This window comes from Streptomyces sp. NPDC024698 (genome assembly GCF_055559015.1).
The window spans coordinates 277,045-301,186 of the sequence record NZ_JBVHLK010000005.1 but is presented as its reverse complement, the minus strand read 5'-3'; the positions used below and the strand labels follow the sequence as shown (position 1 = coordinate 301,186).

The 24,142-nt window shown below is 70.0% G+C and carries 16 protein-coding genes; 8 read left to right on the top strand and 8 right to left on the bottom strand.

Annotation, left to right across the window (positions count from 1 at the left end):
• Positions 1–110 precede the first annotated feature (110 nt).
• A complete protein-coding gene (dxs, locus tag ACZ4AA_RS14695) occupies positions 111–2,042 on the top strand; it encodes a 1-deoxy-D-xylulose-5-phosphate synthase (protein ID WP_467601015.1) in 1,932 nt (643 codons plus the stop codon).
• Between the two features lie 147 nt (positions 2,043–2,189).
• Positions 2,190–3,713: an amino acid permease gene (locus ACZ4AA_RS14690; protein ID WP_467601366.1), complete on the top strand. Its 1,524-nt coding sequence runs from the start codon at positions 2,190–2,192 to the stop codon at positions 3,711–3,713.
• Between the two features lie 73 nt (positions 3,714–3,786).
• Here the strand turns inward: ACZ4AA_RS14690 and ACZ4AA_RS14685 are convergent, their stop codons facing one another.
• Positions 3,787–4,179, bottom strand: coding sequence for a PIN domain-containing protein (locus ACZ4AA_RS14685; protein WP_467601013.1), 393 nt, complete (start codon positions 4,177–4,179; stop codon positions 3,787–3,789).
• Positions 4,180–4,296: 117 nt separating this feature from the next.
• Between ACZ4AA_RS14685 and ACZ4AA_RS14680 the strand changes: the two genes are divergently transcribed.
• Entirely contained in the window at positions 4,297–5,313 is a 1,017-nt protein-coding gene (locus tag ACZ4AA_RS14680; RefSeq protein ID WP_467601011.1) for a DUF8189 domain-containing protein, read from the top strand.
• 164 nt (positions 5,314–5,477) lie between these two features.
• On the opposite strand, the gene ACZ4AA_RS14675 is transcribed toward ACZ4AA_RS14680, so the two are convergent.
• Positions 5,478–6,572 (bottom strand): LCP family protein, encoded by a 1,095-nt coding sequence (locus tag ACZ4AA_RS14675; protein ID WP_467601009.1) that lies wholly within the window; start codon positions 6,570–6,572, stop codon positions 5,478–5,480.
• A gap of 363 nt (positions 6,573–6,935) precedes the next feature.
• Between ACZ4AA_RS14675 and ACZ4AA_RS14670 the strand changes: the two genes are divergently transcribed.
• The 3 genes from ACZ4AA_RS14670 (at position 6,936) to ACZ4AA_RS14660 (ending at position 14,211) form a co-directional block, all read left to right on the top strand.
• Positions 6,936–10,796 (top strand): bifunctional glycosyltransferase/CDP-glycerol:glycerophosphate glycerophosphotransferase, encoded by a 3,861-nt coding sequence (locus tag ACZ4AA_RS14670; RefSeq protein WP_467601007.1) that lies wholly within the window; start codon positions 6,936–6,938, stop codon positions 10,794–10,796.
• Between the two features lie 371 nt (positions 10,797–11,167).
• Positions 11,168–12,652 carry a hypothetical protein gene (locus tag ACZ4AA_RS14665; RefSeq protein WP_467601005.1) on the top strand — a complete coding sequence of 495 codons (1,485 nt, stop codon included), beginning with the start codon at positions 11,168–11,170 and terminating at the stop codon, positions 12,650–12,652.
• 32 nt (positions 12,653–12,684) lie between these two features.
• Positions 12,685–14,211 (top strand): hypothetical protein, encoded by a 1,527-nt coding sequence (locus ACZ4AA_RS14660; protein ID WP_467601003.1) that lies wholly within the window; start codon positions 12,685–12,687, stop codon positions 14,209–14,211.
• 83 nt (positions 14,212–14,294) lie between these two features.
• Here the strand turns inward: ACZ4AA_RS14660 and ACZ4AA_RS14655 are convergent, their stop codons facing one another.
• The 5 genes from ACZ4AA_RS14655 to ACZ4AA_RS14635 form a co-directional block, all read right to left on the bottom strand.
• Positions 14,295–16,421 carry a 3-hydroxyacyl-CoA dehydrogenase NAD-binding domain-containing protein gene (locus ACZ4AA_RS14655; RefSeq protein ID WP_467601001.1) on the bottom strand — a complete coding sequence of 709 codons (2,127 nt, stop codon included), beginning with the start codon at positions 16,419–16,421 and terminating at the stop codon, positions 14,295–14,297.
• Positions 16,418–17,644, bottom strand: coding sequence for a thiolase family protein (locus ACZ4AA_RS14650; protein WP_467600999.1), 1,227 nt, complete (start codon positions 17,642–17,644; stop codon positions 16,418–16,420). Before ACZ4AA_RS14650 ends, ACZ4AA_RS14655 begins: the two co-directional genes overlap by 4 nt.
• A 632-nt stretch (positions 17,645–18,276) precedes the next feature.
• Positions 18,277–19,554 (bottom strand): ribonuclease D, encoded by a 1,278-nt coding sequence (locus ACZ4AA_RS14645; protein ID WP_467600996.1) that lies wholly within the window; start codon positions 19,552–19,554, stop codon positions 18,277–18,279.
• A gap of 170 nt (positions 19,555–19,724) precedes the next feature.
• The gene (locus ACZ4AA_RS14640; RefSeq protein WP_019073943.1) at positions 19,725–20,387 is read right to left on the bottom strand and encodes a response regulator transcription factor; all 663 of its coding nucleotides are present in this window, start codon (positions 20,385–20,387) and stop codon (positions 19,725–19,727) included.
• A 299-nt stretch (positions 20,388–20,686) separates the two neighbouring features.
• Positions 20,687–21,361 carry a DUF3000 domain-containing protein gene (locus ACZ4AA_RS14635; protein ID WP_467600994.1) on the bottom strand — a complete coding sequence of 225 codons (675 nt, stop codon included), beginning with the start codon at positions 21,359–21,361 and terminating at the stop codon, positions 20,687–20,689.
• Positions 21,362–21,546: 185 nt separating this feature from the next.
• Here ACZ4AA_RS14635 and hemE point away from each other — a divergent pair, with 185 nt between their 5' ends.
• Positions 21,547–22,614, top strand: coding sequence for a uroporphyrinogen decarboxylase (gene hemE / locus ACZ4AA_RS14630; RefSeq protein ID WP_467600992.1), 1,068 nt, complete (start codon positions 21,547–21,549; stop codon positions 22,612–22,614).
• 43 nt (positions 22,615–22,657) lie between these two features.
• On the opposite strand, the gene ACZ4AA_RS14625 is transcribed toward hemE, so the two are convergent.
• The gene (locus tag ACZ4AA_RS14625) at positions 22,658–23,476 is read right to left on the bottom strand and encodes a rhomboid family intramembrane serine protease (protein ID WP_467600990.1); all 819 of its coding nucleotides are present in this window, start codon (positions 23,474–23,476) and stop codon (positions 22,658–22,660) included.
• Between the two features lie 210 nt (positions 23,477–23,686).
• Here ACZ4AA_RS14625 and ACZ4AA_RS14620 point away from each other — a divergent pair, with 210 nt between their 5' ends.
• A complete protein-coding gene (locus ACZ4AA_RS14620; RefSeq protein WP_467600988.1) occupies positions 23,687–24,028 on the top strand; it encodes a hypothetical protein in 342 nt (113 codons plus the stop codon).
• The last annotated feature ends 114 nt before the right edge of the window (positions 24,029–24,142 follow it).

Below are 24,142 nucleotides of genomic sequence, written 5' to 3'. Positions count from 1 at the left end.
CCGGTTGGGCCGTTCGTGTGGCGTCGATCGCCAGGCCCGGCCCGCGCCCGAAAAGACGGAACATTAGACTCGACCAAGCCCGGCAACAGCTCTACTGCAAGGAGGCACGGGTGCCGCTGCTGACCCGCATCACGGGACCGCGCGATCTGGACCGGCTCAGCCTGGAGCAGCTGGACCAGCTGGCCGGCGAGATCAGGACCTTCCTCGTCGACGCGGTCTCCAAGACCGGCGGCCACCTCGGCCCCAACCTCGGTGTGGTGGAGCTGACCATCGCCCTGCACCGCGTCTTCGAGTCACCGAAGGACAGGGTGCTGTGGGACACGGGCCACCAGTCCTACGTCCACAAGCTGCTCACCGGCCGCCAGGACTTCTCCCGGCTGAAGATGAAGGGCGGTCTGTCCGGCTACCCGGCGCAGGCCGAGTCCGAGCACGACGTCATCGAGAACTCGCACGCCTCCACGGTCCTCGGCTGGGCCGACGGACTCGCGAAGGCGAACGAGGTCCTCGGCAGGAACGACCACGTGGTCGCCGTCATCGGTGACGGCGCGCTCACCGGCGGCATGGCCTGGGAGGCGCTGAACAACATCGCCGACGCCAAGGACCGCCCGCTGATCATCGTCGTCAACGACAACGAGCGTTCGTACGCGCCGACCATCGGCGGCCTCGCGAACCACCTGGCGACCCTGCGCACCACCGACGGCTACGAGCGCTTCCTGGCCCGCGGCAAGGACCTCCTGGAGCGCACGCCGGTCGTCGGCAAGCCGCTCTACGAGACCCTGCACGGCGCCAAGAAGGGCCTGAAGGACTTCATCGCCCCGCAGGGCATGTTCGAGGACCTCGGCCTGAAGTACGTCGGCCCGATCGACGGCCACGACCTCGAAGCCCTGGAGTCGGCGCTCGCCCGCGCCAAGCGCTTCGGCGGTCCGGTCATCGTGCACTGCCTCACCGAGAAGGGCCGCGGCTACCAGCCGGCCCTCCAGGACGAGGCCGACCGCTTCCACGCCGTCGGCAAGATCCACCCGGACACGGGCCTGCCGATCGCCTCCTCCGGCGCCGACTGGACCTCCGTCTTCGGCGAGGAGATGGTCGCGCTCGGCAAGGAGCGCGAGGACATCGTCGCCATCACCGCCGCGATGCTCCAGCCGGTCGGCCTCGACCGGTTCGCCAAGGCGTTCCCGAAGCGGGTCTACGACGTCGGCATCGCCGAGCAGCACGCCGCCGTCTCCGCGGCCGGCCTCGCCACCGGCGGACTGCACCCCGTCTTCGCCGTCTACGCGACCTTCCTGAACCGCGCCTTCGACCAGGTCCTGATGGACGTGGCCCTGCACAAGTGCGGCGTCACCTTCGTCCTGGACCGCGCGGGCGTCACCGGCACCGACGGCGCCTCGCACAACGGCATGTGGGACATGTCGATCCTCCAGGTCGTCCCCGGCCTCAGACTCGCCGCCCCGCGCGACGCCGACCAGGTCAGGGCCCAGCTGCGCGAGGCCGTCGAGGTGAAGGACGCGCCCACCGTGGTGCGCTTCTCCAAGGGCGCGGTCGGTCCGGCCGTCCCCGCGGTGGGCCGGATCGGCGGCATGGACGTCCTGCGGGAGCCCGGCACCGACACCCCCGACGTGCTGCTGGTCTCCGTCGGCGCGCTCGCCCCGATGTGCCTGGAGATCGCCGCCCTGCTGGACCGGCAGGGCATCTCCACCACCGTCGTCGACCCGCGCTGGGTCAAGCCGGTGGACGAGGCCATGGCGCCGCTCGCCGAGCGGCACCGCGTGGTCGTCACCGTCGAGGACAACTCCCGGGTCGGCGGTGTCGGCTCCGCCGTCGCGCAGGCGCTGCGCGACGCGGGCGTCGACATGCCGCTGCGCGACTTCGGCATCCCGCCGCGCTTCCTCGACCACGCCTCCCGCGCCGAGGTCATGGCCGAGATCGGGCTGACCGCTCCGGACATCGCCCGGCAGGTCACCGGCCTCGTCTCCAAGCTCGACGGCCGCTTCGACGGCGCCACGGCACAGACGGTCGACGCGGTACAGCCCGCGCGCGACTGACGCCGCCGCACACGGCCGACGGGCCGGTTTCAGCACCCTGTACGGGTGGTGAAACCGGCCCGTCTGCGTGAAAAGCGCCGCGTCGGGGGATACGTGCTACCTGCCCTCTCGATCATGTCGAGGACGACAAGCGTGGGAGGTACGTCCGTGCGCAACACCCTCTTCAGGACGAAAAGGGTCGAACAATCGATCTTGGACACCGAGGAACCGGAGCACGCGCTCAAGAAGTCGCTGTCCGCTCTGGACCTCACCGTGTTCGGCGTCGGCGTCATCATCGGCACCGGCATCTTCGTCCTCACCGGCAAGGTGGCCAAGGAGAACGCGGGGCCAGGCGTCTCGCTGGCCTTCGTCGCCGCGGGTGTCGCCTGCGCGCTGGCGGCCCTCTGCTACGCGGAGTTCGCCTCCACGGTCCCGGTCGCGGGCTCCGCGTACACCTTCTCGTACGCCTCCCTCGGCGAGTTGCCCGCCTGGATCATCGGCTGGGACCTGGTCCTGGAGTTCGCGCTCGGCACGGCGGTGGTGGCCGTCGGCTGGTCCGGCTACGTGCGCTCGCTGATGGACAACGCGGGCTGGCACCTTCCCGCCTCGCTCGGCGGGCGCGACGGGGCGCACGGGTTCGGTTTCGACATCCTGGCCGCCGCGCTGGTGCTGGTCCTCACCGCCATCCTCGTCGTCGGCGTGAAGCTCTCCGCCCGGATCACCACCCTGGTCGTCGCGATCAAGGTCACCGTCGTCCTGATCGTGATCATCGCGGGCGCCTTCTTCATCGAGGGCAAGAACTACAAGCCGTTCATCCCCCCGGCGCAGGCCGTGGAGGCGGGCACCGGCATCAAGTCGCCGCTGATCCAGATCATGTTCGGCTGGGCGCCGACCAACTTCGGCGTGATGGGCATCTTCACCGCGGCCTCCGTCGTCTTCTTCGCCTTCATCGGCTTCGACGTGGTCGCCACGGCCGCGGAGGAGACGAAGAACCCGCAGCGCGACATGCCGCGCGGCATCCTCGGTTCGCTCGTGATCTGCACCACCCTCTACGTCCTGGTGTCGATCGTGGTCACCGGTATGCAGAAGTACACCGAACTGTCCGTGGACGCGCCGCTCGCGGACGCGTTCAAGGCGACCGGGCACCCCTGGTACGCGGGCGTCATCAGCTTCGGCGCCGCCGTCGGACTGACCACGGTGTGCATGATCCTGCTGCTCGGCCAGACCCGTGTCTTCTTCGCGATGAGCCGCGACGGGCTGCTGCCGCGGTTCTTCTCCCGCGTCCACCCGAAGTTCCGCACCCCGCACCGGCCGACCATCCTGCTCGGTGTGATCATCGCGATCCTCGCGGGCTTCACCAGCCTCAGCGAGCTCGCCGAACTGGTCAACATCGGCACGCTCTTCGCCTTCATCGTGGTCGCGGTCGGCGTCGTCGTCCTGCGCCACACCCGCCCCGACCTGCCCCGCGCCTTCCGGACCCCGTGGGTGCCGTGGGTGCCCATCCTGTCGGTGCTCGCGACGCTGTGGCTGATGCTGAACCTGCCGGCGGAGACCTGGCTGCGGTTCGTGATCTGGATGGTGATCGGCATCGCCGTGTACTTCCTGTACGGGCGCACGCACAGCCGTCTGGCCCTTCGCCCGGAGACCGGTTCGGGCAGCACCCGGACCCCGCCCGGCGGCACGGCGGACTGAACCCCACCACCGGCCCACCGGCCCCGTGCTCCCGGCACCCGCCGCGCGGCACGGGGCCGACGCGTGTCCGGTGTCAGCCCCGGGGGCGTACCGTGCGCGGTCCCGTGACCTCGGCGCCCAGTTCGCCGACCCGGCGGCGCAGTTCGCGGTCGGCCGTGACCACCAGACAGGGACGGTCGCGTGCCGCGGCCACCAGCTCCACCATGCGGTCGTCGCCGCTGCCCGGCGCCTCGTCCACCCGGACCCCAGGGACGGAGTCCACCCCGCGGGCCGCGCCCTCCACCACCAGGACGATCTCCAGCGGGCCGGGGTGGCCGGGCAGCCCCTGTCCGGCGAGGCCGGCCAGCCGGTCCCTGAGCCGCTCGGCGGCACCACGCCGGTCCCGCCACCAGCCGTCGGGGACGGACCCCACCACATTGGCGCCGTCCACGACGAGCAGCGTCGGCGGATCCTGAGGAGTCGTCATGCCCTCATCCTGCCGGAGTGCTCTGTGCTCCGTTGGCCCGGCGCCGGTGACCGGGGTGGCCCCGGCGAGGGCATGCCCCAGGTCACCGCCCCGGCCGCCCGCGATTAAGGTGAAACGGTGAACGTGGACTGGCTCATACGCGGTCGCGACGGCAGGCTCAGTGTGTACCTGCTGTCGGAGGCCACCGTCCGCTGCCGGGCGGAGCACGGACCCGGCGGCCCCTGGGATCCTCCCCGCACCGTGGGGGGCGCCCAGCGCCTGCACTCCGTACTGGCCCTGGGCCAGGGGCCCGACCGCTACACCCATCTCGTCTCCTGGCGCCCGACCGTGCAGGACCAGGCGGGCCTCGTCCACTCGACCCACTTCCGGCCGGATCTCGCCGCCCTCGACTGGAACCCGATCGGACACCCGGACCGCTCGAGGGAGCGGACGGGCAACCCCGCCGTCGCGGTCGACGCGCAGGGGCGCGCCCATGTCTTCGTGCGCAACAGCGCCGGCGGAGTGAGCGTGATCGCGCAGAAGGAGAAGGGCGGTTGGGGGTCCTGGCACGATCTCAAGGGGCATGACGTCCGCGGCGATCTGGCGGCCGTGACCGGGATGTCCGGCCGCGTCGAGCTGTACGCGGCCGTGGCGGGCGGCGTACTGCACTGGAGCCAGGGGGAGCCGGGCGGGGTGCCCGCGCTGGACGAGGCGCTGGAGGCACGGGTCCGCCCGGACACCCTCCAGGCGCTCGCCACCTCCACCGGTTCCACCACGCTCTTCTTCACCGACGACGCGGGAGACGTGTGCGCCTGGCGTCCCGGGGCCAGGCCCGTGGCGCTGCTGGCCTCGGCCGGCCCGGGTCCCGTCCGTGTCATCCGCTGTGAACTCGACGGCCACGACTGCACGTTGCTCGCGCAGCGCGCGGCGAGCGGCCGGGTGGCCTTCGCCGCCTATCCGACCGAGGACGAATCGGCGGGCGCGTGGTGGACGGAGTCGGGTCCCCAACTCCCCGCCGACGCCCTGCTGTCGCTGGCGGAGGACGAGAGGGGCCGGGTGGTCGCCGCGACGCTCTCACCGGCCACCGGCGAACTCCGGGTCACCCGGCGCAAGGACGAACCGGGGATCGCGCTGGAGGCGTGGCAGACGGTCTGACACCGAGGGTCCCGAGCCCGCGAACGGTACAGCCCCTGTCCGGTCGGGGCATGCCGACACCGCCGTACCGCGAGCCGGTACGGCGGTGGAGCGGGCCAACGGACGGGTGGGCCACCGCGGTTGGCCGCCACCCGCCGCCCGTCGTCCCGGTGCCTCGCGTCGGGTCAGGAACTCCCGCCCGTGGCGGGCGACTTCTTCGCCGACTCGGGGATCACGGAGTCGGTCCGCAGCGCCTTCCACAGCGTCGACGCCTGCGGTTCGGCCGCCACCACCCGGTTCGGGTCGACCTTGTCGTAGGCCACCGGGAGCATGATGGTCTCCATGGTGGACGGGTCGACGCCGTTCATGCTGCGGCCGAACTCCGCCAGCGCCGAGAGCGAGGCGAGGTCGGAGTCCGTGGTGAGCGCCTGGGTCAGACTGTCGGCGATCTTGTACGTCTTCGTGGGGCTGCCCAGCAGGTCCTGCTTCTTGATCTCCGAGAGCAGCGCGGTCATGAACCGCTGCTGGAGGCCGATGCGTCCGAGGTCGCTGCCGTCGCCGATGCCGTGCCGGGTCCGTACGAACTCCAGCGACTGCGTGCCGTCCAGACGGTGCGTTCCGGCGGTGAGGTCGAGGCCGCTGGAGCTGTCGTGGATGTCCTTGTCGACGCTGACGGTCACGCCGCCTATCGCGTCGACCAAGCCCTTGAAGCCGGCGAAGTCGATCTCCATGTAGTGGTCCATGCGGATGCCGGTGATCTTCTCCACCGTCTTCACCACACAGGCCGAACCGACCTGGGAGTAGATGGAGTTGAACATGACGCGCCGCGCTGAGGGGACCGTGGTGCCGTCCGCCCTGGTGCACGTGGGGCGGGTGACCAGGGTGTCGCGCGGGATGCTGACCGCGACGGCCTTCTTCCGGCCCTCGGGTATGTGCATCACCAGCGCGGTGTCGGAACGCGCCCCGGAGACATGGCCGGTCTTGAGCGCGGCGTTGGCACCGGCGCGCGAGTCCGATCCGAGGACGAGGATGTTCTGCCCGGAGGTGGGCAGCTTCGCCGGCCGGTCGTCACCGATCGCCTTGTCGAGGTCGATGCCCTTGATGTTGCCGTCGAGGCCGCTGTAGAGCCAGTAGCCGGTACCGCCGGCGGCCAGCAGCAGGACCAGGAGTGTCAGCAGCACGATGCGGCCCCGGCGTCTCTTACGCGGTACCGAGCCGGGCCGTCCGGTCTTGCCCGGTTCGCCGTTCTGTCTGGTTTCGGGCGTGGTGGTGTACGTCATGGACTTGGTCCTCTCCTCACGAGCTCCGCGCACGCGGAGTTGTGGGCCCGGAGGGGGAACCGGCCCAACTGATACGAAGCGATGCAGTGCGAGAACTATAGGTGTCCCCATGACCATGCTTTAAGGGGGGATGGCCTGGTCCTGAACCCCAGGTGGACATCGCATGGCCTCTTCTTGACCAAGGTGCGGTGTTGGTTAAGAATGTGGAGGTCCTGTGATCATCGGTGCAGGGGGCTCGAATCCGAGTTCACGAGGACGGCGGTTGTCCGCGCTGTAGGGGGCTGCGGACCCGCGGGGTCACGGGGGTGCCCAGTCAGCTGATCGATGGACTCATTGGGTGCACTGCCCCGGTAGGAGTAGAACTTGACGTATCGTCCGCGTCTTGGCGTTATTGTTCCATTTCAGGATGTCGAGGCTTATCTCGCCGAATGTCTGGAATCGATAGCACGTCAGTCGTTTCGCGACTTCGAGGTGATCCTCGTCGACGACGGGTCCACCGATGGTTCGACGCGCATCGCGGCTGAGTTCTGCGCCGCCGACCCCCGCTTCCGGCTGATCAGGCAGGAGCCGCAGGGGCCCGGACATGCCCGGAATGCCGGTTTGCGGGCCATGCATCCGCACGCCGAGTTCATCGCCTTCGTCGACGGTGACGACGTCATTCCCGAATATGCCTACGAGCTGCTGGTGCGCACCCTCCAGGAGTCCGGCTCGGACTTCGTCTCCGGCAACGTGCAGATGATGAACTCCAGCAAGAAGTGGCAGTCCCCCCTGCATCGGAGCCCGATGCAGAAGGACCGACGCGGCACCCACATCACGAAGTTCGACGCGCTCATCTATGACCGGACGGTGTGGAACAAGCTGTTCCGGCGGTCCTTCTGGGACTGCCACTTCATCAAGTTCCCCGAGGGTGTCCTCTACGAGGACTCCTGGGTCAACATGTACGCCCATTTCCGGGCCGCCAAGGTCGACGTCGTCACCGACATCGTCTACTTCTGGCGTCGCCGCGAGGGTGGTGCCGCCCCGTCGATCACCCAGCGTCACACCGAGGTGCCCAACCTGCGTGACCGGGTTGCCGCTGTGCAGTCCGTGAGTCGTTTCCTCGCCGAGGGGCGCTCCCGCGTCTACGAGGAGAGCAAGCGCAAGTACGACCTTGCCTGTCTCAAGTCCGACCTGATGATCCATCTGAAGGTGCTCCCGGACGCCGATGAGGAGTACCGCCAGGCCTTCATGGAGTGGGCCAACGAGTTCCTCGACGAGGCCGACCCCGCCATCATCGACGAACTGCCGGCCGACGCCCGGGTCAAGTGGCTGCTGGTGCGCGAACGGCGGCTGTCCGAGCTCCTGGAGGTCGTCCAGTTCGAGCGGCTCGGCGGCCCGATGCCTGTCCAGCGACGCTTCCGCCGCTATCTGAACTATCCCTACCTCGGCGACCGCGAGGTCGGCCTCGACAAGAAGGCGTACCGGCTGGACAAGGAGTTCTCGCTGCACGGGTCGCTCGGCGGCGCCCGCTGGAGCGACGACGGCGAGCTGCTCACCCTCACAGGTGCGGCCTATGTTCGTTTCGTCAATGTGCACAAGAAGCACATGTCGGTGAAAGCGGTCGCCCTGCGCAACAAGAAGCAGGGGCGGATGCTTCTTGCCACTGCGAAGACCACGTACGCGCCCCAGGCCACCGAGCACTCTCAGCAGAATCGTTACTGCTATGACTGGGCCGGTTTCGAGACGCAGATCGACACCACTCGGCTCAAGCGCAAGGGCGAGTGGGCCGAGGGCACGTGGGACGTTGCCGTCGGCGTTCTCAGCCGTGGGCTGTTCCGCTACCGAGGCATGGACCGCGGCGGTGCCGGAACCGCCGCGAACCCGCCGTACCGCTACGTCGACCGCAACACCCGTGTTCTGCCGGTGTTCTTGCAGGGCAAGCTGAAGCTGCGCGTGGAGGTCGTGCGCTGCCGGATCACCGGCCACCGTGTCAGCGGCGACCACCTGGAGATCAACGGTGTCTTTCTCGGCGCCAGGGTGCCGGAGTGGGGCAAGCTCCGGGTCACCAGCATGAGCGGCGCCGGGCGTCATGACGCCAAGGTCCACTTCTGGCCCGGCGGCGATGGCTGGTGCACCTTCACCGCCCGGATCCCGTTGCGCGTCCTGGTGCCGGGATACCGCGCCGACGCCGTGTCCGGCGTGGAGGTGCCCCAGTCCTGGAGCATGGGCAGCAACGGCTGGAAGACCACGTTCTACGTCGAGGGCCGCAAGTCGACCATCTACCCGGTGGCCGCGGAGCAGATGTTCGACGGGCACTACCGCATGCCCGCCCCGCTCCAGACCCGCGAGGGCGACCGTGAACTCGTCGTTCACCGCAACGGCTCCGGCTACCTGGTGCTCTTCGAACGCGCCACCCTGCCCACGGTCACGGGCTTCGCCTGGCACGAGAACGGCTCTCTGGAGATCACCGGCCGTTATCTCGCCGCCGATCGGCTCACCGAGCGCGAGTACCGCGACGCCCACCTCGTGGTCCGCTCGCGCGCCCACGGTGCCGAACGTCCCGTCCCCGTCCAGTGGGACGGCAACGAGTTCCGGTCCGTCCTGACGCCGGCCGCCATGCGCACCCTGGCCGGCGACATCCCGCTCGCGTCCGGACGCTGGGACTTCTTCCTTCGGCGCCAGGACCTGTCCGCGGTGGCCCGCGAGGACAGGCTCGAAGACCTCATGGTGAAGATCGAGCAGAAGATCGTCGCCGCCTTCCCGGAGGAGTACGAGGCGGACGAACGCCGTTACGAACTCCAGGCCGAGGCGTACGACCGGCTCTCCCTCCTCGTCCACTCCGCCATGCCGGACCACGCCCGCGGCCCCTACCGCCAGAAGGTGCTCCGCACCAAGGAGTACCCGGTCGCACGCCGCGAGAAGGTGCGACCCGCGATCCTCCTGGACGCCTTCAAGGGCACCCAGTACTCGGACAGCCCGCGCGCCCTGCACGAGGAACTGGTGCGCCGGGGCCTCGACCTCGAACACCTGTGGGTCGTGCGCGACGACCAGGTCCAGGTCCCGTCGACCGCCACACCCGTGCGCATGTGGTCCCCGCAGTGGTACGAGGCGCTGGCCACCAGCCGTTACGTGGTCGCCAACAATCACCTGCCCGACTGGTTCCAGAAGCGTGACGGCCAGATCGTCGTACAGACCTGGCACGGCACCCCGCTGAAGAAGATCGGCCACGACATCGAGGCCATCCACTTCGCTGACCAGCGCTATCTGGAACGGGTCGAGAAGGAGGTGCAGAACTGGGACATGCTGGTCTCGCCGAACAGCTTCTCCACACCGATCCTCAAGCGCGCCTTCGGATTCCCGGGCGAGATGGTCGAGTGCGGCTACCCGCGCAACGACATCCTGCGCAAGCCCGGCACGGAACAGCAGGAGCGGGAGATCCGCCGCCGTCTCGGACTGCCCGATGGCAAGAGGGTCGTGATGTACGCGCCGACCTGGCGCGACGACCAGTTCTACGCGCCCGGCAAGTACAAGCTGGACTTCCGCGTCGATCTGGAGGACGCGCGCGCCCGACTGGGAGCCGACCATGTCCTCCTGGTGCGTCGTCATCCCAACGTGGTGGACCCGGTCCCCGGAGCCGGTGACGGCTTCGTGTTCGACGTCTCCGACTACCCGGACATGGCCGACCTGTCCTTGATCACCGACGTGATGATCACGGACTACTCGTCCCTCATGTTCGACTACGTCAACACCGGTCGCCCGATCCTGTTCTTCACCTACGACCTGGACCACTACCGCGACACCCTGCGCGGCTTCTACTTCGACTTCGAACGCAGGGCCCCCGGACCCCTGGTGGACACCTCCGAGGACCTGGTGAGCGCGATCCGGGACATCGACCGGATCCAGGACGCCTACGCCGAGCGCTACCGCCGGTTCCAGCAGGAGTTCTGCGACCTCGACGACGGCTTCGCCGCGGCTCGCCTGGCGGACCGGATGCTGATCGCCGGAGGCGACCTCGCTCCCGAAGAGGCGTGGGCCCCCGCGGTGAGCTCCGCGGACACCCGTCACCAGGGACGCCCCCTCATGCCAATCGGCTGGAAGGCCGAGCGCTGGTTCACGCCGACGCGGACTCCGGTGGAGCAGGGCTCCGACCAGCACATGAACGCCCTGCCCAGCCAGCCCGTGCGGCGGGACGGCGTGGGCAGCCAGGTTCCCCGGGACAGCTTCGTCGACGGCATGGTCGTGTAACCCCTACGGCCGCATCACCCATGACCGTGCCCGCCTCCGGCCTCAGGCCCTCGGTGTATCCGCCCAGGGCCTGAGGACGGGAAGGGCGCTGCCCGTCCGGTCGCGTCGGGAGGGCCGCTGCGTGCCAGAACCGGCCCAAGGCCCTTCGTGTGGAGTGCCGTTCGGTGCCGCAGGTCTCCTGCGCGAAGATCACCGCGCCTCAGCGGCGATGGCGAGGAGACCCGGCGACCGCTCTTCGGCGTCCTGCCGCCGGCCACGCATCTCCGCCGCACCACACCTCACATGTGTTCCAGGTCGCTGTGGTCAGGGACCGCTTCGACGCGCCCTCGGACCAGACATCACACATTCTCAAGGACAAGGAAAAGCGCACAATGTCTGAATCAGCCGCCAAGGGACGCCAGGTCATCCGGGGGATCGACGCCTCCGGCGCCTATCCCGTGGAGTACCGGTTCGCCCACGCGCTGGGCGGCAACCGGCATCTCACAGTCGTCTTCGCCGACGTCCACGCGCCGGACGACTACGGCTGGTCCAACGGCGCCCTCGACGACCTGCGCTCCAACATTCTCTGGATTCGCGACCGGTTCGACGGCGGCAACAGCTACTACCTCTGCAGAGACGGGGACTTCGGGGTCGAGCACTCCGTGACAGGGCTCATCCAGAGGGTGATGAAGGCCCTTGGGCTGACCCCCGGCGACGTGACGCTGTGGGGCAGCTCGAAGGGTGGCAGCGCGGCCCTCTACTTCGGACTGCGCCACGGCTTCCGCAACATCGTCGCCAGCGTTCCGCATTTGCGGATCGGCAGCTTCGTCCGCGACATGTATCCCCATACCGGCCGGCGCATGCTCGGCAAGGCGATGCCCGAGGACAGGGTCCGGCTCCTCGACTCGGTCCTGCCCGACCTGTTGGCTTCCGACGTCAATCCGGACGCCCACATCTACCTGGTGTCCTCGCCGCAGGACGAGCAGTACGCCACTCAGATCGAACCGTACCTGGGACTGCTCCAGCGGTACCCGAACTTCAACTTCCTCTTCAGCGAGTCCCCGCACATCACCGGCCACGGCAAGGTAACCCAGCGCAACACCCCTCCACTGCTGGGTATCGCGGGCCTTCTCGTGGAGGGCATCAGTCCGAGGCTGGGCATCGCCCGGCACGGCTACGAGGAGCCCGACGCCGACCGGTCGGGCATCACCGGATTCCTCAACGCCACCTCGATCGTGCAGGACTGGCTCGCGCCGCCGGTGGTCACCACACCGCTCCCGCACGATTCCCTGCTCGTGACCGGCGTCTCCTTCACCGGTCGGGCACCGGAGGCGGTACGCGTCAGCATCTGGGAGAACGGCGACTACCTGGCCTCCGCACCCGTCGGCCCCGAGGGCGATTGGACCTGGCAGCGCAGGGAGCCCTGGAGCACCGGCGAGCACACGGTACGGCTCTTCGCCGTCGACCGGAACGGGATCCAGTCCGCCCGCATCGACGCGACGTTCACGACGGCGGACCGGATCGCCGCCCCGCAGGCACCGGAGAGCACGGCAACGGAGCAGTACTTCGACGCCGCGGGGGCTCGGGTGACTCTGCTGCCTCCTCTGCTGCACACCCCGGAGCCCGGCCAGCAAGTTCTCGCCACCAGTCTTCGCTTCACCGGCGCCTCCAATGCCGCCACCCACGTCGGCTTCCGGGAGAACGGCGTCCTGCTGGGCTCCTGCCCGGTCGCTCATGACGGCCGCTGGCTCTGGAACGCGGACCACAACTGGCTCCCCGGTGCGCACACCGTCGAAGTCGTCGCGGCGAACGGGGCGGGAGAGGTGTCCCCGCCCGCGACCATCGCCTTTGGTGTCATATCCATCCCCGGCCGGTGAACCGGAACACACCTCAGGAGTTGATTCAGCCCATGTCTCCAGCACCCTCCAGCGGTAGGCAGCTGCTCACCGGCATCGAAACAGCAGGGACGTTCCCGGTCGAATACCGGTTCACGCATGGCCAGAAGGGCAACCGGCACCTGCTTGTCGTCTTCGCCAACTTCTCCGCACCGTCCGACTACGGCTGGTCCAACGGAGTGTTCGACAAGGTCCGCGCGAACATCCTGTGGATTCGGGACAGTTTTGAGGGAAACCAGACCTACTACCTCTGCAAGGAGATGGACTTCGGTCTGGAGCGATCTGTCGTCGCGCTCATCCGGAAGGTGATGGGAGCCCTCGACCTCACCACGGACTCCGTGACGCTGTGGGGCGGTTCGAAGGGCGGCAGTGCCGCCCTCTACTTCGGTCTCAAGTACGAATTCCGGAACATCGTCGCCGTCGTGCCCCAGTTCGCGATCGGCACGTATGTGAAGAACGAGCGTCCCGGTACCGCCCGGTACATGCTCGGTGAGGGTGTACCGGAGGAGAATTTGCAGATCGTGGACTCGCTCATCCCCGACCTGGTGCGCTCCGGCGCCAATCCGACCGCCAACATCTACGTGCTCTCCTCACCTCAGGATGACCAGTATCCGGTCCAGGTCGAGCCGTTCCTCGGCTTGTTCCAGCACTATGAGAACTTCAACTTCGTCCTGAGCGACTCGCCGCACATCACCGACCATGCCCAGGTCACGGGACGCAACGTCCCCATGCTGATGGGCCTGGTCAACTTTCTGATCGACGGCATCGCGCCACGGCTGGGCCTCGTGCGCAACGGGTTCGAGGAGCCGGACCGCGACCGGTCCGCCATCGACTCCTACCTGGCCGCCACGGCCATCATGCGCGGGGCCGAGTTCCCGCCCCCGTCGGTCACTGCACCCGGGCTGCGGGCCCAAGTGGGCAGGCACGCCGTCCGGTTCGAGGGCCGTGCTCCGGGCGCCGCACGCGTGGTTCTGTGGGAACAGGGCAAATACCTCGGCCGGACCGATGTGACCGCCGATGGTGCCTGGTCCTGGGAGCTGGGAAGGGACTGGAGCCCGGGCGAACATGTGGTGAAGCTGTACGGCGTGGACTCGGCAGGGTTCCAGTCCCGCCGTACCGAACTCCGCTTCACGGCGGTGGACGGCATTCGCGCGACTTCCGTGACCCCGGCCACGCCTCCGGCACGGAACGGCGGCGCGATGCTGTCCGCGGTCGGGCCGGGCGCCACCGCCCCCGTGGTGCTGGAACCCGTCGCGCACGAACCGGTCCTGAACCCGCGGGTCGTCTTCACCGGCTCCGCGGGTGGCTCCGCCCAGGTCGGCTTCCGCGAGAACGGGAAGCTGCTGGGCCGCACGGCGGTTGCCCCGGACGGCCTTTGGTCATGGGATTCGGGCCGGCAGTGGAGCGTGGGCACGCACATCGTCGACGTCTTCGCGGTGGACGCCTCGGGTGCCGAGTTCCCGGCGCCCAGGCTTTCCTTCACCGTGGCGCACGCCGTGGCCACGACGGCCCAAGCCGCTTACCACGGTGTTACCTCCTGAGCCGACGGCACGCTCCCAGGGGCCGTGCAGACGACAAAGGGGGCCTCCCGGATTCCGGGAGGCCCCCTTTCAGTCGTAGGCCGTTACGCCGGAACCGACGCCACGCCCTGCTCCAGGAAACGCTTGCCCGTCGCGCGTTCCGAGACGCCCTCGCGGTCCAGGTACGGCGTGATGCCGCCCAGGTGGAAGGGCCAGCCCGCGCCGGTGATCAGGCAGAGGTCGATGTCCTGGGCCTCGGCGACGACGCCCTCGTCGAGCATGAGCCCGATCTCCTGGGCGACCGCGTCGAGGACACGGACCCGAACCTGCTCCTCGCTCAGGACGACGTCGCCCTGCTTGAGGAGAGCCGCCACCTCGGGGTCCAGCTCCGGCTTGCCGGAGTCGTAGACGTAGAAGCCGCGCTTGCCCGCCTTGACGACGGTCGCGAGGTTCGGGGAGACCGTGAAGCGGTCCGGGAAGGCCCGGTTGAGGGTCTCCGAGACGTGCAGACCGATCGCGGGACCGACCAGCTCCAGGAGGACCAGCGGGGACATCGGCAGGCCGAGCGGCTCGATGGCCTTCTCGGCGACCTCGACCGGGGTGCCCTCGTCGATGACGTTCTGGATCTCGCCCATGAAGCGGGTCAGGATGCGGTTCACGACGAACGCCGGGGCGTCCTTGGTGAGGACCGCGGTCTTCTTCAGCTTCTTGGCGACGGCGAACGCCGTGGCCAGCGAGGCGTCGTCCGTCTGCTCGCCGCGCACGATCTCCAGGAGCGGGAGGATCGCGACCGGGTTGAAGAAGTGGAAGCCGACGACCCGCTCGGGGTTCTTCAGCTTCGACGCCATCTCGGTGACCGACAGCGAGGAGGTGTTGGTGGCGAAGATCGCGTGCGCCGGGGCGACCGCCTCGACCTCCGCGAACACCTGCTGCTTGACGCCGATCTCCTCGAAGACGGCCTCGATGACGAAGTCCGCGTCGGAGAACCCGTCCGCCTTGTCCAGCACACCGGAGACCAGGGCCTTGAGGCGGTTGGCCTTGTCCCGGTTGACGCGGCCCTTGAGCAGCAGCTTGTCGATCTCGGCGTGGACGTAGCCCACACCCTTGTCGACGCGCTCCTGGTCGATGTCCGTGAGGACGACCGGCACCTCCAGGCGGCGCAGGAAGAGCAGGGCCAGCTGCGAGGCCATCAGGCCCGCGCCGACGACGCCCACCTTGGTGACCGGACGCGCGAGGGACTTGTCCGGCGCGCCGGCCGGACGCTTGCCGCGCTTCTGGACCAGGTTGAAGGCGTAGATGCCGGAGCGCAGTTCGCCACCCATGATCAGGTCGGCGAGCGCCACGTCCTCGGCGTCGTAGCCCTTCTGGAGGTCGCCGTCCTTGGCCGCGGCGATGATGTCCAGCGCGCGGTAGGCGGCCGGGGCGGCCCCGTGCACCTTGCTGTCGGCGATGAACCGGCCCCGCGCGACGGCCTGGTCCCAGGCCTCGCCGCGGTCGATCTCCGGGCGCTCGACGGCGATCTCGCCCTTGAGGACGGCGGCCGTCCACAGCAGCGACTGCTCCAGGAAGTCCGCACCCTCGAAGAGCGCGTCGGCGATGCCGAGGTCGTAGACCTGACCGCCCTTGAGCTGCTTGTTCTGGTTGAGCGAGTTCTCGATGATCACCGAGACGGCCTTGTCCGCGCCGATCAGGTTCGGCAGGATCGTGCAGCCGCCCCAGCCGGGGACCAGACCGAGGAAGACCTCGGGCAGCGAGAAGGCCGGCAGGGCCGCGGAGACGGTCCGGTACGAGCAGTGCAGACCGACCTCGACGCCACCGCCCATCGCCGCGCCGTTGTAGTACGCGAAGGTCGGGACCGCGAGGCCCGACAGACGCTTGAAGACCTCGTGGCCGCCCTTGCCGATGGCGAGCGCGTCCTCGTGCCGCTTCAGCAGCTCGACACCCTTGAGGTCGGCGCCGACCGCGAAGATGAACGGCTTGCCGGTGACACCGATACCGACGATCTCGCCGGCCGCGGCCTCCCGCTCGACCTGGTCGATGGCGGTGTCCAGGTTCGCCAGCGACGCCGGGCCGAAGGTGGTCGGCTTGGTGTGGTCGAAGCCGTTGTCGAGGGTGATGAGCGCGAAGCGCCCGGCACCGAACGGCAGGTCGAGGTGGCGTACGTTCGCCGAGGTCACGACCTCGTCGGGGAACAGCTCGGCCGCTCCCTTGAGGAGTTCAGCGGTGCTCACTTGTCGCCTCCGGCGTCCTTGTGGTGCGGGTTCTCCCAGATCACCGTGGCGCCCATGCCGAAGCCGACGCACATGGTGGTGAGGCCGTAACGGACCTCCGGCTGCTCCTCGAACTGGCGGGCCAGCTGCGTCATCAGACGGACGCCGGAGGAGGCGAGGGGGTGGCCGTAGGCGATGGCGCCGCCGTACTGGTTGACGCGCGCGTCGTCGTCGGCGATGCCGTAGTGCTCGAGGAAGGCGAGCACCTGGACGGCGAAGGCCTCGTTGATCTCGAAGAGGTTGATGTCCTCGATCGACAGACCGGCCTGGGCCAGGGCCTTCTCGGTGGCGGGGATCGGGCCGTAGCCCATGACCTCCGGCTCGACGCCCGCGAAGGCGTACGAGACCAGGCGCATCTTGACCGGCAGGCCGTTCTCGCGGGCGAAGTCCTCGGACGCGATGATCGACGCGGTGGCGCCGTCGTTCAGACCGGCCGCGTTGCCGGCGGTGACCCGGCCGTGGACGCGGAACGGGGTCTTCAGACCGGCGAGGTTCTCCAGGGTGGTGCCCGGGCGCATCGGCTCGTCGGCGGTGACCAGGCCCCAGCCCGTCTCACCGGCGTCCGGGTTGGTGTTGCGCACCGAGATCGGCACCAGGTCCTGCTGGATCTTGCCGTTGGCGTACGCCTTGGCGGCCTTCTCCTGCGAGCGCACCGCGTACTCGTCGGCGCGCTGCTTGGTGATGGTCGGGTAGCGGTCGTGCAGGTTCTCGGCGGTCATGCCCATGAACAGGGCGGACTCGTCGACCAGCTTCTCGCTCACGAAGCGCGGGTTCGGGTCCACGCCCTCGCCCATGGGGTGACGGCCCATGTGCTCGACACCGCCGGCGATGACGACGTCGTACGCGCCGAAGCCGATGGAGCCCGCGACGCTGGTGACGGCGGTCAGCGCGCCCGCGCACATACGGTCGATGGAGTAGCCCGGGACCGACTGCGGCAGTCCGGCGAGGATGCCGGCCGTGCGGCCGAGGGTCAGACCCTGGTCACCGATCTGCGTGGTCGCGGCGATGGCGACCTCGTCGATCTTCTTGGTGTCAAGACCGGGGTTGCGGCGCAGCAGCTCCCGGATGGCCTTCACGACGAGGTCGTCGGCGCGGGTCTCGTGGTAGATGCCCTTCGGGCCCGCCTTGCCGAACGGGGTGCGGACGCCGTCGACGAAGACGACGTCCCTGACGGTACGAGGCACGATGGCTCTCCTCCAGATGCGGGATGGCACTGCTGCGCGGACACACGCCTGAGCGCGCGCTCAGCACCCATGCTACTTACGAGTAACCAACCTGCCCAGTCCCGGGCGCGGGAGCGGCGAAGGTCACATCCGGAAGGCCTACGTGTTCCGGCCCGGCCGCGTGCCCGGGGGCGTCCGGCACGGGGACGCCGCTCCTGGCTCGCCCTGGCGCTGACCGCGACGGGGGCCGTGACGCCCGGTCCGCGCGCGGGCTTCCGGCCTGCGCGACCCTGCTCGACGAGGGCCGCGTGGCGGAAGGTCCGGGGGAGGGGCCGCGCCTCCGGCTGGCCCAGGATCTTGGCGTGATCTCGATCCCCGTTCGGCGGGTCGGTTTCGTGTCGGGGACCCGTTCGGCGTGGACCGGATGGTCCCGGACGGTCCTGGTGCTCCCGGTGGACCTGATGTTCCCGGTGCTCCCGGTGCTCCCGGCGGTTCGGGCGGACCCGATGATCCCGTAGGCCCGTAGGCCCGTAGGCCCGTAGGCCCCTAGACCCTGCCGTCCCCACGGACCGTTGGCTCGGACGGTCCCGATGACCGGTCGGTCCCGACGACCCCGGCGGTCTGGCACCGCCCGGGTCATCGGGCCAAACAGCCTAGGGCGCCTTCACCGAAAGGGCTGTCACCAGTGCCGGAGTGACCAGCTCGACCTGCCAGGGCCGCGCGCCGCAGGCGGTGAGCGCCGCGCCCACGGACTCCGCGTCCGGCGTCCTGGGCGGCTCCCAGCACACGCGCCGCACGGTGTCCGGGGTGATCAGGTTCTCCTGGGGCATGGTGAGCCGCTCGGCCAGTGCCGACACCCCGGCGCGTGCGGCGGAGAGCCGGGCGGCGGCCGCCGGGTCCTTGTCGGCCCAGGCCCGCGGCGGGGGCGGCCCGGTCACCGGCTGTCCGGGCTGCGGCAGCTCGGCGTCCGGCAGTTCCCTCGCGCGGTCGACCGCGGCCTGCCACTGCTCCAGCTGGCGCCGGCCCATGCGGTGCCCGAAGCCGTTCAGGGCGGCCAGGGCGTGCAGGTTGACGGGGACGGCGAGCGCCGCCTCGACGATCGCCGCGTCCCCGAGCACCTTGCCCGGCGAGATGTCCCGGCGCTGCGCGATCCGGTCCCGGGTCTCCCACAGCTCCCGGACGACGGCCATCTGGCGGCGCCGGCGCACCTTGTGCATCCCGGACGTACGGCGCCAGGGGTCCTTGCGCGGCGGCGCGGGCTCGGCCTGGGCGATGGCGTCGAACTCCTGCCGGGCCCATTCCAGCTTGCCCTGCCGGTCGAGCTCCTTCTCCAGGGCGTCGCGCAGGTCGACCAGCAGCTCCACGTCGAGCGCGGCGTAGCGCAGCCAGGGCTCGGGCAGCGGGCGGGTGGACCAGTCGACGGCGGAGTGTCCCTTCTCCAGGACGAAGCCGAGGACGCTCTCGACCATGGCACCGAGGCCCACCCGGGGGAACCCGGCCAGGCGTCCGGCCAGCTCCGTGTCGAAGAGGGTGGTGGGGATCATGCCTATGCCGCGGAGGCAGGGCAGGTCCTGGGTGGCGGCGTGCAGCACCCATTCGGCCCCGGAGACGGCCTCGCCGAGGCCGGAGAGGTCGGGACAGGCGACGGGGTCGATGAGCGCGCTGCCGGCGCCCTCGCGGCGCAGCTGCACCAAGTAGGCGCGCTGGCCGTAGCGGTAGCCGGACGCGCGCTCGGCGTCGACCGCCACCGGGCCGGTGCCGGCGGCGAAGGCGGCGATCACCTCGGCGAGCGCGGCCTCGTCGGTGATCACCGGCGGGATGCCTTCTCGGGGCTCCAGCAAAGGGGTCGGCGCCGATTCGACGTCGTCCGGAGGGCCGCCTCCGGTGGTTCGCAGTGAGCTGTCTGCTGCGGTCTCTTGGGCGTCGGTCACCTGTCAAGGGTATCCGTGGATGGACGACGCCCGTCGACGGAACGTTCCGTCGACGGGCGTCGGATGGTCGTAAACCAGTCAGGTGAGGGCAAGACACGGTTCACTCGCGAGGGGAAGCGGTCAGGAGACCCGGGGGCCGCCCGGTGCCGGGGGAGTGGTGCGAGGCGGGGTCAGTGGATGATTCCGGTCCGCAGGGCCACCGCGACCATTCCGGCGCGGTCGCCCGTGCCGAGCTTGCGCGCGATGCGGGCGAGGTGGCTCTTGACGGTCAGCGCGGACAGGCCCATGGAGACGCCGATGGCCTTGTTCGACTGGCCCTCCGCGACCAGTCGAAGGACCTCGACCTCCCGTCCGGACAGTTCGCGGTAGCCGCCCGGGTGGCTCGGGGCACCCGGGGGGCGGCGGTGCATACGGGCGGCGGCCGAGCCGATGGGCGCGGCGCCGGGCCGGGTGGGGAGCCCGACGTTCGTGCGGGTGCCGGTGACGACATAGCCCTTGACGCCGCCCGCGAGGGCGTTGCGTACGGCGCCGATGTCGTCGGCGGCGGAGAGGGCGAGGCCGTTGGGCCAGCCCGCGGCTCGGGTTTCGGAGAGGAGGGTGAGGCCGGAACCGTCCGGCAGATGGACGTCGGCGACGCAGATGTCACGCGGGTTGCCGATTCGGGGACGGGCCTCCGCGACGGACGACGCCTCGATGACGTCGCGCACTCCGAGCGCCCACAGATGGCGGGTGACGGTGGAACGGACCCGGGGGTCTGCCACGACCACCATGGCGGTCGGCTTGTTCGGGCGGTAGGCGACCAGGCTTGCGGGCTGCTCGAGGAGAACGGACACCAGGCCTCCTGGGGGGCGGGACGGGGCCGGCTCTGGGGGGCGAGCCAGGACGAACCGTGCTTTCAAGGTCACAGACGTCTTCGGCATCAAACCTGTGGACCTTTAGAGAATGATCACGATGGGGTGAGTAACAATCCGTTCAATTCGGACAGGCGATCGATCATCCGAAGATCGAACCGAGTCGTTCCGGGTCGTTCCGGGTCGTTCAGCGTCAATACGCGGCCGAAAGTGGTCGTAACGACATTCGGCCGGTAAGGAAAAGGAAAGGGCGCGCGCGTCGGCGCGCGCCCTCGTGGCGGTCAGCGGGACTGTGGTCCACGGCGCTGCGGCAGGGTGACGACCGAGGCGTCACCCGGAGTCACCGGCGGCAGTCCGGCGACCTGGCACAGCAGGTCGCACCAGCCGGCGAGGTGCGCGGCGGTGTCCGGTACGCCGCCGAGTCCCTCCCGGGGCGTCCACGACGCGCGGATCTCGATCTGCGAGGCGGCCGGACGCTCCGCGAGCCCGCCGAAGTAGTGCGAGCTCGCGCGCGTCACGGTGCCGCTCGGCTCGCCGTACGACAGACCCCGGGCCTGGAGCGCGCCGGTCAGCCATGACCAGCAGACCTCGGGGAGCAGGGGATCGGCGGCCATCTCCGGCTCCAGCTCCGCGCGGACCAGGGTCACCAGACGGAAGGAGCCCTGCCAGGCGTCGTGCCCGGCCGGGTCGTGCAGCAGGACGAGGCGGCCGTCGGCCAGGTCCTCGTCGTCGGCGACGACCGCGGCCTCCAGCGCGTACGCGTACGGAGCCAGGCGCTGCGGTGGTCGTGTCGGGTCGATCTCGATGTCCGGTCGCAGCCGGGCGGCCCGTAGTGCGTCGACGGCCGCCCGGAAGGGCCCCGGGGCCGTCTCCGCCGCATTCCTGTCCCCCTCCTTCTCCCTCGCGTCGTCCATTCCGCCAGCGCCGTCCGACAGTCGTCCCTGAGCCGCAGCCATGCCGGGAAGATTAAGGGGAACGGAGCCCGCGCGCAGGGAGAGACACCCGTGCGTGGGACCCCTGTCCGGATCGCGCCACGCGGACACCGCTCCGCGGACGGGCCGTCCGCGGGACCCGGGCCGGGGCGGCGGGCGCGGCGGAGCCCGGGACGGGGGCGTCCGCGGAGCGTGGGAGACTTTCCGTCGTGAGCGCCAACCACAGCCCCGCCGGGCAGCAGCCGACAGCCACGTACGAGTCCGCCTTCCTCAAGGCGTGCAGGCGCGAGCCCGTGCCGCACACGCCCGTGTGGTTCATGCGGCAGGCCGGCCGCTCACTGCCCGAGTACCTCAAGGTGCGCGAGGGCATCCCCATGCTGGAGTCCTGCATGCGGCCCGACCTGGTCGCCGAGATCACGCTCCAGCCGGTCCGCAGGCACCACGTGGACGCCGCGATCTACTTCAGCGACATCGTGGTCCCGCTGAAGGCCATCGGCGTCGACCTGGACATCAAGCCGGGCGTCGGCCCGGTCGTCCAGAACCCGATCCGCAGCCGTGCCGACCTGGCCCAACTGCGTGATCTGACCCCCGAGGACGTCTGGTACGTCACCGAGGCGATCGGGCTCCTGACGGCCGAACTCGGCGAGACCCCGCTCATCGGTTTCGCGGGCGCGCCTTTCACCCTCGCGAGTTACCTCGTGGAGGGCGGTCCGTCCAAGAACCACGAGCACACCAAGGCGCTGATGTACAACGACCCACAGCTGTGGGCCGATCTGCTCGACCGCCTCGCCGAGATCACCTCCGCCTTCCTGAAGGTGCAGATCGAGGCCGGCGTCAGCGCCGTCCAGCTCTTCGACTCCTGGGTCGGCGCCCTGGCCCCGGCCGACTACCGCCGCTCCGTGATGCCCGCCTCGGCGAAGGTCTTCGACGCCGTCGCCTCGTACGGCGTGCCGCGTATCCACTTCGGTGTCGGCACCGGCGAACTGCTCGGCCTCATGGGTGAGGCCGGCGCGGACGTCGTCGGCGTCGACTGGCGCGTCCCGCTCGACGAGGCCGCCCGCCGTGTCGGCCCCGGCAAGGCGCTCCAGGGCAACCTCGACCCCGCGGTCCTGTTCGCCTCCACCGAGGCCGTCGAGGCGAAGACCCGCGAGGTGCTCGCCGCCGCCGCCGGCCTCGAAGGCCACGTCTTCAACCTCGGGCACGGAGTCATGCCGAGCATGGACCCGGACGCGCTGAGCCGTCTGGTGGAGTACGTCCACACGCGGACCGTCCGCTAGAAGCCGTCCCCGGCGGTCCGCTGACAGCCCGTCTCCCGCCCGTTCACCAGCCGTGCCGCGCCTGTCTGCCCCACAGCAGACGGCGCGGTTCGGGCGGTGGGGGGGTGCCCTGACGCAGCGGCCAGGCCAGGAGCATCCCGGCCAGGAAGCCGACGACGTGCGCCGCGTACGCCACGGTCCCGGCCGCGGGCACGGCGGCGCCGGACGAGTACGCCGCCTGGAGCACGAACCAGAAGCCCAGCACGAGCCACGCGGGCAGCCGGAGCGGCAGGAACACCAGGAACGGGACGAGGACCCAGACCCTGGCTCTCGGATACAGCACGAGATACGCCCCGAGGACCCCGGCGATCGCCCCCGAGGCGCCGATCAGCGGGTCGCCCGAGTCCTGGTTCACCAGGGCGAAGCCGTACGCCGCCGCGAAGCCGCAGGCCACGTAGAACAGCGTGAAGCGCACATGTCCGAGCCGGTCCTCGATGTTGTTGCCGAAGATCAGCAGGAAGAGCATGTTGCCCAGCAGGTGCAGCCAGCTGCCGTGCAGGAACATCGCCGTGAGCACCGACAGCGGCGGCGACTTGGCGTAGCCCGGCGGGGCCAGCGCACAGCCCGATCCGTGCGGCCCGGCGCCGACTTCGCCGGTCGGCACCAGCCGGGGCATCCGATGGTGGATCAGTTCCTGCGGCACGGCCGCGTAGTGGTCCATGAACGCGTGCAGATGGCACAGCTGCGACAGGGCGCTGTCGCCCGCCACCGACCCGGCGAGACCGGGGGTGTAGAGGAAGACGAGCACATTGGCGGCGATCAGCGCGTACGTCACATAGGGCGTGCGCCGCACCGGGTTCACGTCATGGACGGGAATGACCACGAGGAACTACTGCCCTCGCAGGGCGGGGTGAATCCGCGCCGCACCCGGCCCGGTCCTGCACCCGGACGGTGGACCCGCCGGAACGGTTCCCGCCGGGCGCACTGAACACTTGTGCCCCCGCGGCCGTATGTCTTCTCAGCCCCCCGCGCCGCGCCCCCGGCGCGGCGGGGTACGACGACGCGACGACGTGAAGACGTGAGGACACAGGCCATGAGCGACCGAGTTACTCCTCCGATGCATGCTCTGCCCGACGGCGAGGCGGAAATCGCCCTGGTGCTGCACCTCCCGTGGGAGGACGTGGCCGCGCTCGGCCAGGAGGCCGGACGGCTCGCGGCCCGGATGCAGCGGCCCGTGACCCTGGACGAGGCCGTCAGCCATCGTCTGCGGTCCTCCCGCCCGGCGGCGCACGCGAAGCCGGTTCAGACCCCGCCCGCGGTGACCGCGTCCGCGACGGTCTCCTCGGTCTCCTCGCTGCCGCCCCGCCCGCCCGCGGAGCAGGCCCGGCAGGCGATCGACCGGATCAACGGATCGGCCGGCAACGAGTCCGCGTAGCCGGCACACCGGCGGTCGCACCGCCGCCGGCTCCACCAAGGGGTGGGCCCCCGCCGTCCGCGTACCGGCCCGTCGGCCGGACGGGCAGGACGGCGGGCCGGCCCGCCCGTCACG

Bases quoted from the DNA above. Each gene is read 5' to 3' on its own strand.
- ACZ4AA_RS14685 (WP_467601013.1), bottom strand. From the start codon at position 4,179: ATGACGACTCCTCAGGATCCGCCGACGCTGCTCGTCGTGGACGGCGCC.
- ACZ4AA_RS14675 (WP_467601009.1), bottom strand. From the start codon at position 6,572: ATGACGTACACCACCACGCCCGAAACCAGACAGAACGGCGAACCGGGC.
- ACZ4AA_RS14665 (WP_467601005.1), top strand. From the start codon at position 11,168: ATGTCTGAATCAGCCGCCAAGGGACGCCAGGTCATCCGGGGGATCGAC.
- ACZ4AA_RS14660 (WP_467601003.1), top strand. From the start codon at position 12,685: ATGTCTCCAGCACCCTCCAGCGGTAGGCAGCTGCTCACCGGCATCGAA.
- ACZ4AA_RS14635 (WP_467600994.1), bottom strand. From the start codon at position 21,361: ATGGCTGCGGCTCAGGGACGACTGTCGGACGGCGCTGGCGGAATGGAC.
- ACZ4AA_RS14620 (WP_467600988.1), top strand. From the start codon at position 23,687: ATGAGCGACCGAGTTACTCCTCCGATGCATGCTCTGCCCGACGGCGAG.